We start from the raw sequence: 11,958 nt of genomic DNA on the forward strand, positions 1-11,958 counted from the left end.
CTGCACGCGTGCGCCTGCACCTCCTGGCACTCCTCGCCCGCGGCCCCGCCCACGGCTACGAGCTCAAGCAGGACCTTGAGCAACTGCTGGGCTCCGCGTACCCTCAGCCGAATGTCGGCCAGATCTATGTGACCCTCGGCCGCCTCGAGAAGTCGGGACTGATCGAGGGCGAGGACGTGGCGCAGTCCAGCCGGCCCAATAAAAAGGTCTACCACCTCACCGACGCCGGGCGGGAGGCGCTGCGCGCCTGGTTCGAGGAACCCGAGGACGAGCCGCGGGTACGGGACGACTTCTTCATGAAGCTGGCGCTCGCTCCGCAGACCGGGCTCGCCGACCAGATCTCCCTGATCAACCACCAGCGGCGCCAGTATCTGAACACCATGCGGCAGCTGTCGAAGCTGGCCGCCGCCGAAGACCGCGACAACCGCATCGCGCATCTGCTGATAGAGGGCGCGATGCTGCACCTGCAGGCCGATCTCGACTGGCTGGAGCGGTGCCAGGAAGAGCTGGAGGAGCTGGAGTGAGCGACGACCGTCCCGCTCCTGTGCTGCGCGCCGAGGGGCTGGTGAAGACGCACCACGGCGAGGGCGCGCCCGCCCATGCCGTGCGCGGGGTCGACCTGTGCGTACGGACGGGCGAGTTCGTGGCGATCACCGGCCCGTCCGGCGCCGGGAAGTCGACGCTGCTGCATCTGCTGGGCGGGCTCCAGCGGCCGGACGCGGGCCACCTCTGGCTCGACGGCGAGTCCACCGACACCTACAGCGAGGCCCGCTGGGCGGTGGAGCGCAGGAAGCGGATCGGGATCGTCTTCCAGTTCTTCAACCTCGTGTCCAACCTGTCCGTCGCCGACAACGTGGAGCTGCCCGCCCTGCTCGCCGGGAGCTCGCCGAAGCGGGCGCGCACCGAGCGCGAGCAGCTGCTCGGCGAGCTGGGCCTGACGGGCAAGGAGCGCAGCATGCCGGGCGAGCTGTCCGGCGGTGAGCAGCAGCGGGTCGCCCTGGCCCGGGCCCTGGTCAACCATCCCCCGCTGCTGCTGGCCGACGAACCGGCCGGCAGCCTCGACAGCAAGGGCACCCGCGAGGTGATGCGGCTGCTGTCCCGCTTCCACCAGCGCGGCCAGACGATCCTTCTGGTCACGCATGACGCGCGGCTGGCGAGCGCCGCGGACCGGGTGATCAGCTTCTTCGACGGCCGGATCGCCGACGACGCGGAACTCGACGGCGGCACCCCACCGCGCCGGTCCGGCATCTCCGGTGTGCTGGAACTCAAGGACTGACATGCGGGTGTACGACGGCTGCCCGGCGTCCGGGCCGAGAGGCTGAGGCCCGTGCGAGCCACCCTGCGCTGGGCACACTCCGATCTGCGCACGCACCGCGGCGAGGCGCTGTTCCTCGTCCTCGCCACCGCGGGCATCGTCGCGTCGCTGCTGCTGGCCACGGCCCTGTTCGGGTACGCGACCAACCCCTGGCAGCGCGTGTTCACGCAGTCGCACGGAGCGCATGTGTGGCTGCACACCGACACCGCCGCCGACACCGGGAAACTGGCCGGGCTGGACGGCGTCGACTCCGTCGCCGGGCCCTATCCCAGCGCCGCCGCCACCGTCTCCTCACGGGGCAGCCGCGCCGCCGTGGAGCTGCGCGGCACTCCGGAACGCCCCTCCGTCGGCCGCCCGCCGCTCGTCTCCGGCCACTGGCTCGACCCCTCGACGCCGAACGGTGTGGTCCTCGAGAGCCGTCTCGCCCGCGCGCTGCTGGCCGAGCCCGGCGACACCCTCACCGTGCCCGGAACCGCCCGCGAGCTGACCGTCGTCGGGCTCGCCGACAGCGCCGAGCCGCGCTACCGGCCCGGTGAGCAGCCGGGCCTGGTGTGGGCCCTGCCGTCGGCCGTGCCGGACCCCGGCGGCCAGGTGATCGGGCTGCGCCTGACGGACCCCGGCGACACCTCCTACGTCGTGCAGCGTGCCGTGACCGTGCTGGGAGCCGGGGCGATCGGCGAGGTCTCCACCTGGCAGCAGGCACGCGCCGAGGCGCAGGGCGACAACCGGCTCCTCGGCCAGGTGCTGGGCCTGTTCGGACTGGGCGCGCTGGTCGCCGCCGGGCTCGCCGTGCACGGGGCGATCAGCACCCGTATCCGCGGCCATCTGCGGGACCTCTCCGTGCTGAAGGCGATCGGCTTCACCCCGGGGCAGGTGGTCCGCGTCTTCCTGCTCCAGCACCTCGCCTACGCCCTGCTGGGCGCCGTGGCCGCCGCCGCGCTCGCCGAGGCCCTGGGCAGCCGGATCCCCGGGCGGCTCGGGGACGCGGTCGGCGTGTGGCAGGGCCTTCCCGGGCACACCGTGGCGCTGGTCGTGGTCCCGGTGGGCGCGGTGCTGTTCATCGGCGCGACCACCGGCCTGGCCGCGTGGCGGGCGGGACGGGTGCCGCCGGTGCCGGTGCCGAGGCCGGCGGCGGCGCTGGGCGGGCGGTTGACCGGCACGAGGGGCCGGAGCCGGCGCGCCGGCGGCCTGCGCCGCTTCCTCGGACTCCCGCCCGCGGCTCCAGGCACCGGACAACTGTCCGGCGTGGCCCGCCGGGCACTCGGCCTGCGGATTCCGCCCGCGCTGGTGCTGGGCTGGCACAAGGCGTTCACCCGCCGCTCCCGGTCTCTGGCCACGGTCGCCCGCCTCACGCTGCCGCTGCTGCTGATCGTCGTGGCGATGAGCGCGTGGACCACCATCGACCGCTTCCACAGCGAGCCGGAGCAGATCGGCCTGCCCACCACGCTCAGCGTCCGTGCCGACACCGGCCTGAGCGAACGGCAGACCCGCACCCTCCTGGAACACGACCCGCAGGTCGCCGCCGCCTACCCCGGCGTCGAGACGGCCGCCCTGGTCCCGGGCCAGACGGCGACCATCGCCCTGCGCGGCCTCGGCACCCACCAGGACCCCTACCCGTACACCCTCGCCGAGGGCCGCGCCGCCCGCGGCGCCGACGAGGCGGTGGCCGGGCAGGGGCTGCTCGACCTGCTGGACGTGCGCGTCGGCGACTGGGTGCGGATGACCGTCGGCGACCAGCCGCAGATCCTGCACATCGTGGGCCGCAGCATCGAGCCGGAGAACGCCGGCCGGGTCATCTCCACGTCCCTCGACACCCTCCGCGCGAACGATCCCGGGCTCCGCCCGACCCTCTACGAGCTGCGGCTGGACCCCGGCGCCGACCCGGGGGAGGTCGCCGACCGGCTCGCCACGGCCGGGCGCGGCCATCTGGACGTGCACACCGTGGCCAACCCCGCCGACGGTCTCTCGCCGCTGCGCGCCGTCGTCGCCGGGCTGATCGCCGTGCTCGCCCTCATCGGTCTCATCGAACTGCTGACCGCGATCGGCGGCGCCGTCCGCGAGGGCGAACGGGACCTGCTGGCACTGAAGGCCATCGGCCTGTCCCCCCGCCAGATCACGGCGATCACGGTCACGGCCACCGGCTGTACGGCCCTGGCTGCCGTGCTCGCCGCCGCCGCCCTGGGTCTGCCGCTCGCCCACTGGCTCATCGACGCCCAGGGCAGATCGAGCGGGATCGGCGCGGGGATCGCCCAGGGCCCGTCGGTCCTCCTCATGCTGCCACTGGGGGCGGCGGCGGTGCTCTGCGCGGCCGCGCTGGCCGCCCTGCCCGCGGCCCGCGCGGCACGCCGCCGGCTCGCGGACACGCTGAGCGCGGTCGCCTGACCTCGACTTCGGCGGCTTCGCCGGTCAGCCGCCGTAGGGCCGCTGCGGGTTGTACGGCGGCTGAGGGTGTGGCGCGTAGGGGTTGCCGTACGGATTGTTGTACGGGTTCCCCCGCGGCGGCAGGTACGGCTGCCCCGCCGGGGGCATCCCCGGCGGCACGGGCGGGGACATCGGCGGAACGGGGCCGGGGGCCGGTGCCAGGGTCGCCGGGTGTGCCTTCAGCCGGATCCCGTACCGCCGCCTCAGCCGCCCCATCTCCAGCGACGCGATCGCGGTGACCGTCACCGGAGCGCCCAGGATGAAGACGATGCCCAGCGTGAGGCTGAGCCCGTGCAGATCACCGGTGACCAGGTCCGGGACGGCCATCAGCCAGCTCGTCACCATGGCGAGCAGCGGTGGCAGACAGCGGTGCACGGCAGCCGTGCCGAAGAAGTTGCCGGAGACCCGCACCGCCCCGTAGGCCGTGAAGATGAGCATCCACATCATGGTCACGCCGACCCCGATGATCACGGCGGGGTGCGCCGACCCGTTCACCGTCTGCACCAGCACGAGCAGGGCGGCCACACATCCGACGAACAGCACCAGCAGCTTGAGGGAGTTGAGCAGCTGCACCCGCAACTGCCGTACGGTGCCGCCGCGCCGCCAGACGTAGAGCATCGCCCCGACCGTCAGCGGCGTGAGGAAGAGCAGGACGACCGAGGCGGTCATCGCGTTCTCCAGCAGTTCCGTGAAGTCGAAGCCGCCCTGGAGGAAGGTGTAGACGCCGAGGGACGCGACCGCGCCTGCGATGACCCGGAACTTCTTGAGCTGCTCCACGGACGGATCGAGCGAATCCGGTATCCACGCCGGGTGGAACACGGCCCGAGCCACGTCCTGGGGCTTCAACAGGGACCGGGCCGTCAGCGTGCCGCCCGTCCAACTTCCGCGTGTGCGTGCCACTTCGCGCTCCCCCGAGCACTCGCTGTCATGATCGCCCGGAGTCTACGGGACGCGGACGGCGTCCCACCGTCCGCGTCCACTGTCCGGAAGCCGTCACTCCCGGCCGCGCAACTCCCGGTAGGCCGCGACCAGCGCCTTCGTGGAGGCGTCCAGACCCTCGACCTCGGCGCCCTCGGTCAACGCGGGCTCGACACGCTTGGCGAGGACCTTGCCCAGCTCCACGCCCCACTGGTCGAAGGAGTCGATGTTCCACACCGCACCCTGCACGAACACCTTGTGCTCGTAGAGGGCGACGAGCTGGCCGAGGACGGACGGCGTCAGCTCGGGCGCCAGAATCGTGGTCGTCGGGTGGTTGCCCTGGAACGTCTTGTGCGGCACCAGCTCCTCCGGAACCCCCTCGGCCCGTACCTCCTGCGGCGTCTTGCCCAAGGCGAGCGCCTGCGTCTGGGCGAAGAAGTTGGCCATCAGCAGGTCGTGCTGCGCCTTGAGTTCGTCGCTCAGCTCGGCGACCGGCCGTGCGAAGCCGATGAAGTCCGCCGGGATCAGCTTCGTGCCCTGGTGGATGAGCTGGTAGTAGGCATGCTGCCCGTTGGTGCCCGGCGTGCCCCACACCACCGGCCCCGTCTGCCACTCCACCTCATGCCCGTCCCGGTCCACGTACTTGCCGTTGGACTCCATGTCGAGCTGCTGGAGGTAGGCGGTGAACTTGGACAGGTAGTGGCTGTACGGCAGCACCGCGTGCGACTGGGCGTCGTGGAAGTTGCCGTACCAGATGCCCAGCAGGCCGAGCAGCAGCGGCACATTGGACTCGGCGGGCGCGGTCCGGAAGTGCTCGTCGACGATCCGGAACCCGTCGAGCATCTCCCGGAAGCGGTCCGGGCCGATGGCGATCATCAGGGACAGGCCGATCGCGGAGTCGTACGAGTAGCGGCCGCCGACCCAGTCCCAGAACTCGAACATGTTGGCCGTGTCGATGCCGAACCCGGCGACCTTCTCGGCGTTCGTCGACAGGGCGACGAAGTGCCGGGCGACGGCGGCCTCGTCACCGAGCGCGGCCAGCAGCCAGCCGCGGGCGGAGGTGGCGTTGGTGACCGTCTCGATGGTGGTGAAGGTCTTGGAGGCGACGACGAACAGCGTCTCCGCCGGGTCCAGGTCCCTCACCGCCTCGTGCAGGTCGGCGCCGTCCACGTTCGACACGAAGCGGAACGTCATCGAGCGGTCCGTGTAGGCGCGCAGCACCTCGTACGCCATCGCGGGGCCGAGGTCGGAGCCGCCGATGCCGATGTTGACGACGTTGCGGATGCGCTTGCCGGTGTGGCCGGTCCACTCCCCGGAGCGGACGCGGTCGGCGAAGCCGGCCATCTTGTCGAGCACGGCGTGCACACCCGGCACCACGTTCTCGCCGTCGGCCTCGATCACCGCGTCCCTCGGGGCGCGCAGCGCGGTGTGCAGCACGGACCGGTCCTCGGTGGTGTTGATCTTCTCCCCGCGGAACATGGCGTCCCGGAGCCCGAAGACATCGGTGGCGGCGGCCAGTTCCCGCAGCAGTCGCAGGGTGTCGTCGGTGACGAGGTGCTTGGAGTAGTCGACGTACAGGTCACCGACCCGGAGGGCGTACGCGGTGCCGCGGCCGGGCTCGGCGGCGAACAGCTCGCGCAGCCTGACCTCGCCCAGCTCCTCGCGGTGCTTGGCCAGTGCCGTCCACTCGGGCGTCTGGTTGAGCCTGGTACGGCCGTCTGCGTTCATCTCGGACTTCAGCCTTCTTTCCTGTCCTGCCTGCGCACCTTGCCCCGCTGCCGGTCCCAACCTAATTGATCAGCGCGTGGCCTCGGTCGTCGTGGCACCGTCGTCCGGTTCAACAACAGATACGTTCGCGTGGAGCGTGGGTATCAGCGCGATGACGGCCAGGAGGAAGAATGCGGCGGTGAGCAGGGGCGGGGTGTTCGGCCCCCAGGCGGTGGCGACGGCTCCGCCCAGCAGGGCGCCGAGGGGTACTCCGGCGAAGGCCAGGGTGCGGAAGGCCGAGCTGACCCGGCCCAGCAGCTCGGCGGGGCTGCGCTCCTGCATCAGCGTCGTCGTGTTGACGTTCCACACCATGCCCATGAGCCCGAAGACGGCCAGCATCCCCACCAGCACGGTCAGGCTGCGCACGGTGCCCATGACGACGAGGGCCGCGGTCTGCGCCGATCCGGCGAGCAGCACCGACCGCAGCCGGCCGAGCCACGCGACCAGCCGGCTGTTCACCACTCCCCCGGCCAGGCCGCCCAGGGTGAAGGCGGTGCCCGCCGCCGCGTAGCCCGCGGGGCCCGCCTCCAGCCAGTCGGTGACGAGGACGACCAGCAGGGCGAGCAGGGTGCCCATGCCGATGTTGCACAGGGCCGTGGCGGCGCACAGGATGCGCAGGGCGCTGTCGCGCCACAGGGCGCGCAGCCCCTGCGCGATCTCGCGGCGCAGGGTGCTGCCCGCCGGCCTCGGCTCACGGTCGGTCCCGTCGGCCGGCAGTGTGGCGATCAGCGCGGCGGCCACCAGGAAGGTCACCGCGTCGGCCGCGAAGGGCACTGCGGCCCCCGCCGCCAGCAGCAGCGGCACGACCGGCCCGCCCAGCAGGCCGCCCGCGACGCGCTGGCCGGTCATCAGCCGGGCGTTGGCACCGCCCAGCGCGTCCCGGTCGACCAAGGCGGGCAGCAGCGCGGTCGCGGCGTTGTCGAAGAGGGTCTGGAGGGTGGTGAGCGCCGCGGCCAGCACGATGAGCAGGCCGATCGAGGCGTGGCCGAGCGCGACGGCCACGGCGAAGGCGGCGACCAGCAGACCGCGTAACGCATCCACCATCCACATGGCGCGCCGCTGGTCCACGCGGTCGGCGACGGCCCCGCCGAGCAGTCCGAAGACGATCCAGGGCAGATAGCCGCAGGCCGTGACGGAGGCGATGAGCAGCGGCTCGTCGGTCAGTGTGACGGCCAGCAAGGGCAGCGCGGCCGTACGCAGCGCGTCACCGAAGCTGGACAGGACGGCAGCGCTCCACAGCCGTCCGAAACCCCCACGCCACACGGGCGTGCGCACGCTCCCCACCTCGGCCGTCGCCACTGTCCCCCCCCCCTCACGGTTCGCCCGATGCACAAACCGTAGAGGGCACCACTGACAATCGGTCCGCGAGCGGACCGCGGCGGGGCTCGGAAACCAGCTCCGGCCGGGCACCTGCTGGTGCCCGGCCGGTCTCGTTTTCTAGATCTCGCCCCGCAGTTTGGCGAGCGCCTCGGCGAGGATCGCCTCGCCGTCCGCGTCGCTGCGCCGCTCCCGCACATACGCCAGGTGCGTCTTGTAGGGCTCGGTGCGCGGCGGGTCCGGCGGGTTGTCCCGGTCCTGGCCGGCCGGGAATCCGCAGCGGGGACAGTCCCAGGTTTCGGGCACCTGCGCGTCGCTGGCGAAGCTCGGCTGGGTCTCGTGTCCGTTGGAGCACCAGAAGGAGATGCGCAGCCGCGGCGCGGACTCGCCGCGCTCGGCCTCGCCCATCGGCCCCGCCCCGACCCGGCTTCCCCGGATCGCGTTGCCACTTGCCACGGTCGTAACTCCCTGCGTGATGGTGCCGCGAAGCGAGTCGGCGTTCCGCTTCGCCGCGAGCGCCTCAGTCTACGTAAGGCCCAACGCGCGTCCAGTGATTGGAGTTACAACCCTCACACGAAGACGCAAGCCCCATGATAGGCCGCGCTCAGCGGCGCGTACCGAACATGGGGCTTGCGAACGAGTTCCGTGCGGCTTGCGTCTCGGTCAGTTGTTCACCTTCATCAGGATGCCGAGCACGACAATGCACGCGAACCATCCCAGACCGACCACAACGGTGATCCGGTCGAGGTTGCGCTCGGCGACCGAGGAGCCGCCGACGGAGGACTGCATGCCGCCACCGAACATGTCGGAGAGGCCGCCGCCCTTCCCCTTGTGCATCAGCACCAGCAGCATCAGCAGCAGGCTGAAGACGATCAGGGCGATCGAGAACCCCAAAACCACGGCTGGACCAACTTCCTCGGATTCGGATGGACGACGCGGGGCCCAGCACAGTGCTGGACCCCGCAAGGGTACGACGGATCGCCGCTACCGCATACTCACTGGTCGCGGAAGCGCACGATCTTGACGAACTCGTCGGCGTCCAGCGAGGCGCCGCCGACCAGGGCGCCGTCGATGTCGGCCTGGGCCATGATCTCGGCGACGTTGCCCGCCTTGACCGAGCCGCCGTACTGGATGCGGACCTTGTCGGCCAGGTCCTGCGAGTACAGCTCGGCGATCTTGCCACGGATCGCGGAGCAGACCTCCTGGGCGTCCCCGGCTCCGCAGACCTTGCCGGTGCCGATGGCCCAGACGGGCTCGTAGGCGATCACGATGGTCTCGGCCTGCTCGGCGGGGAGGTCCTTCAGACCGCCCTCGACCTGGGCGAGGGTGTGGGAGACGTGGTTGCCCGCCTCGCGGATCTCCAGCTCCTCGCCGACGCACAGGATGGGCGTCAGACCGTGCTTGTAGGCGGCCTTGACCTTGGCGTTCACCAGCTCGTCGGTCTCGGCGTGGTACTGGCGCCGCTCGCTGTGGCCGATCGCGACGTACGAGCACTTGAGCTTGGCCAGCATCGGGCCGGAGATCTCGCCGGTGAAGGCACCGCCGTCGTGCGCCGAGATGTCCTGGGCACCGTACTTGATCTTGAGCTTGTCGCCGTCGACCAGGGTCTGCACGGAGCGCAGGTCGGTGAAGGGCGGCAGGACGGCGACCTCGACGGCCTCGTAGTCCTTGTCGGCCAGGGCGAAGGCGAGCTTCTGGACGTGGGCGATGGCCTCGAGGTGGTTGAGGTTCATCTTCCAGTTGCCCGCCATCAGCGGCGTGCGCGCGGTCATGTGGGTCAGTCCTCCAGTGCGGCGAGGCCGGGGAGCGTCTTGCCCTCTAGGTATTCGAGGGAGGCGCCGCCACCGGTCGAGATGTGGCCGAATGCCGTCTCGTCGAAGCCCAGGGTGCGCACGGCGGCGGCGGAGTCGCCACCGCCGACCACGGTGAAGCCCTTGGATTCGACGAGGGCCTGGGCGACCGCCTTGGTGCCCTCGGCGTAGTCGGGGTGCTCGAAGACGCCCATGGGTCCGTTCCAGAAGACGGTGGCGGCGTCGGCGAGCTTGGACGCGTACAGCTTGCAGGTCTCGGGCCCGTTGTCGAGGCCCATCCGGTCGGCCGGGATGGCGTCCGCGGCGACGGTCGTGGGGTTGGCCGGGGCCTTGGTCTTCAGGTCCGGGAACTCGGTCGCGACGAGGATGTCCACCGGCAGGACCAGCTCGACGCCGGTCCTCTCGGCCCGTTCCATGTACTCCTGGACAGCGGGGATCTGGTCCTCCTGAAGGAGGGAGATGCCGACCTCGTAGCCCTTGGCCTTGAGGAAGGTGTAGGTCATGCCGCCGCCGATGAGGATGCGGTCGGCCTTGCCGAGCAGCTGGTCGATCACGGCGAGCTTGTCGGAGACCTTGGCCCCGCCGAGCGCGACGACGTAGGGCCGCTCGACCTCGTCGGTGAGCTTCTTGAGGACGCCGACCTCGGTCGCGATGAGGTAGCCGGCGTAGTGCGGCAGCCGGGCCGGGAGGTCGTACACGGAGGCGTGCTTGCGGTGTACGGCTCCGAAGCCGTCGCCGACGTAGACGTCGGCAAGGTCTGCGAGCCGGTCGGCGAAGGCGCCGCGCTCGGCGTCGTCCTTGCTCGTCTCGCCGGCGTTGAAGCGCAGGTTCTCGACGACGGCGACCTGGCCGTCGGTCAGCGCGGCGACGGTGGCCTGGGCGGACTCGCCGACCGTGTCGGTCGCGAAGGCCACGTCGGCGCCGAGGAGTTCACCGAGGCGCGCCGCAGCGGGGGCGAGGGAGAAGGCCGGGTCCGGGGCGCCCTTGGGGCGGCCCAGGTGGGAGGCGACGACCACGCGGGCGCCCGCCTCGGCGAGGGCCTTGACCGTGGGCAGCACGGCGCGGATGCGGCCGTCGTCGGTGATCGCCGTGCCGTCCAGCGGCACGTTCAGGTCGGCGCGGACGAAAGCCCGCTTGCCCGCGACCCCTTCGGCGAGGAGTTCGTCGATCGTCTTCATGAGGGGACTCCTGAAAGAGCTCGTGATCGCTCGTAAGCGCTCGTGATCGAACAGCTCTGATCTGTACGTGCGTCAGGGCTCGGACAGCGCGTCCTCGCGCTGACCGAGCCCTGCTCTCACATGGTCGTGCCTGCTCGATTGATCAGAGCTGGTTGCCGACGAAGACCGTAAGGTCGACGAGGCGGTTGGAGTAGCCCCACTCGTTGTCGTACCAGCCGAGGATCTTCACCGAGTTGCCCTCCTGGACCATGGTCAGGGAGGAGTCGAAGGTGCAGGAGGCCGGGTCGCTGACGATGTCCGAGGAGACGATCTGGTCCTCGGTGTAGGCCAGGTAGCCCTTGAGGTCGCCGTCCTCGGACGCCTTCTTGAACGCGGCGTTGACCTCGTCCTTGGTGACCTCGCGCTGCAGCGTCACGACCAGGTCGGTGGCCGAGCCGGTCGGGACCGGGACGCGCATCGCGATGCCGTCGAGCTTGCCCTTCAGCTGCGGCAGCACCAGCGCGGTGGCCTTCGCGGCACCCGTGGTGGTCGGGATGATGTTCTCGGCGGCGGCGCGGGCGCGACGCAGGTCCGAGTGCGGGAAGTCCAGGATGCGCTGGTCGTTGGTGTACGCGTGGACCGTCGTCATCAGGCCCTTGACGATGCCGAAGTTCTCGTCGAGGACCTTGGCCATCGGCGCCACACAGTTGGTGGTGCAGGAGGCGTTGGAGATGACGTGGTGGTTCGCCGGGTCGTACTTGTCCTGGTTGACACCCATCACGATGGTGATGTCCTCTTCCTTGGCCGGAGCCGAGATGAGGACCTTCTTGGCGCCGCCGGTGAGGTGCTTGGCGGCGTCGGCCTTCTTCGTGAAGATGCCGGTCGACTCGATGACGATGTCGACGCCCAGCTCGCCCCACGGGATGTCGGCGGGGTTGCGCTCGGAGAGCACCTTGATGGTGTGGCCGTCGACCGTGATCGTGTCTGCGGTGTGCGACACCTCTGCCTTGAGGCGGCCCAGGATGGTGTCGTACTTGAGCAGATGAGCGGTGGTCGCGGTGTCACCCAGGTCGTTGACAGCCACGATTTCGATGTCCGCACCCTGCTCCAGCAGCGCACGGAAGTAGTTGCGGCCGATGCGGCCGAAGCCGTTGATGCCTACGCGGATCGTCACGAACCGATCTCCTCGTTGGTACGCCGGCCATGAAGAGCCGGCGAGCTCTGTTTGGGATGTCCCCGACCGCCTACGACC

Annotated in this window: 11 protein-coding genes; 3 read left to right on the forward strand and 8 right to left on the reverse strand. The window is 70.8% G+C overall.

Annotation, left to right across the window (positions count from 1 at the left end; genetic code table 11):
• Nucleotides 1–8 precede the first annotated feature (8 nt).
• Genes ACZ58V_RS26860 through ACZ58V_RS26870 form a run of 3 tightly spaced genes read left to right on the forward strand, consistent with a single transcriptional unit; the run spans nucleotide 9 to nucleotide 3,697 of the window.
• Nucleotides 9–524 carry a PadR family transcriptional regulator gene (locus ACZ58V_RS26860; protein WP_184596865.1) on the forward strand — a complete coding sequence of 172 codons (516 nt, stop codon included), beginning with the start codon at nucleotides 9–11 and terminating at the stop codon, nucleotides 522–524.
• Nucleotides 521–1,276 (forward strand): ABC transporter ATP-binding protein, encoded by a 756-nt coding sequence (locus tag ACZ58V_RS26865; protein WP_468193265.1) that lies wholly within the window; start codon nucleotides 521–523, stop codon nucleotides 1,274–1,276. Before ACZ58V_RS26860 ends, ACZ58V_RS26865 begins: the two co-directional genes overlap by 4 nt.
• A gap of 51 nt (nucleotides 1,277–1,327) precedes the next feature.
• The gene (locus ACZ58V_RS26870) at nucleotides 1,328–3,697 is read left to right on the forward strand and encodes an ABC transporter permease (RefSeq protein WP_471293000.1); all 2,370 of its coding nucleotides are present in this window, start codon (nucleotides 1,328–1,330) and stop codon (nucleotides 3,695–3,697) included.
• Nucleotides 3,698–3,721: 24 nt separating this feature from the next.
• Here the strand turns inward: ACZ58V_RS26870 and ACZ58V_RS26875 are convergent, their stop codons facing one another.
• The 8 genes from ACZ58V_RS26875 to gap form a co-directional block, all read right to left on the reverse strand.
• On the reverse strand, nucleotides 3,722–4,636 hold the full coding sequence (locus ACZ58V_RS26875; RefSeq protein ID WP_471293003.1) for a hypothetical protein: 915 nt from the start codon (nucleotides 4,634–4,636) through the stop codon (nucleotides 3,722–3,724).
• A 93-nt stretch (nucleotides 4,637–4,729) separates the two neighbouring features.
• Nucleotides 4,730–6,382, reverse strand: coding sequence for a glucose-6-phosphate isomerase (gene pgi / locus ACZ58V_RS26880; protein ID WP_471293006.1), 1,653 nt, complete (start codon nucleotides 6,380–6,382; stop codon nucleotides 4,730–4,732).
• 69 nt (nucleotides 6,383–6,451) lie between these two features.
• Entirely contained in the window at nucleotides 6,452–7,720 is a 1,269-nt protein-coding gene (locus tag ACZ58V_RS26885) for an MFS transporter (RefSeq protein WP_471293008.1), read from the reverse strand.
• A 138-nt stretch (nucleotides 7,721–7,858) separates the two neighbouring features.
• Entirely contained in the window at nucleotides 7,859–8,194 is a 336-nt protein-coding gene (locus tag ACZ58V_RS26890) for an RNA polymerase-binding protein RbpA (RefSeq protein WP_003976875.1), read from the reverse strand.
• Between the two features lie 207 nt (nucleotides 8,195–8,401).
• On the reverse strand, nucleotides 8,402–8,638 hold the full coding sequence (gene secG, locus ACZ58V_RS26895) for a preprotein translocase subunit SecG (protein WP_184912724.1): 237 nt from the start codon (nucleotides 8,636–8,638) through the stop codon (nucleotides 8,402–8,404).
• Nucleotides 8,639–8,733: 95 nt separating this feature from the next.
• On the reverse strand, nucleotides 8,734–9,510 hold the full coding sequence (gene tpiA / locus ACZ58V_RS26900; RefSeq protein WP_189731012.1) for a triose-phosphate isomerase: 777 nt from the start codon (nucleotides 9,508–9,510) through the stop codon (nucleotides 8,734–8,736).
• 5 nt (nucleotides 9,511–9,515) lie between these two features.
• Nucleotides 9,516–10,727, reverse strand: a complete 1,212-nt coding sequence (locus tag ACZ58V_RS26905; RefSeq protein ID WP_471293010.1) for a phosphoglycerate kinase — start codon at nucleotides 10,725–10,727, stop codon at nucleotides 9,516–9,518.
• 142 nt (nucleotides 10,728–10,869) lie between these two features.
• Nucleotides 10,870–11,880: a type I glyceraldehyde-3-phosphate dehydrogenase gene (gene gap / locus ACZ58V_RS26910; RefSeq protein WP_468193274.1), complete on the reverse strand. Its 1,011-nt coding sequence runs from the start codon at nucleotides 11,878–11,880 to the stop codon at nucleotides 10,870–10,872.
• Nucleotides 11,881–11,958: the final 78 nt, after the last annotated feature.

The sequence above is a fragment of the Streptomyces sp. NPDC040589 genome (assembly GCF_055594445.1).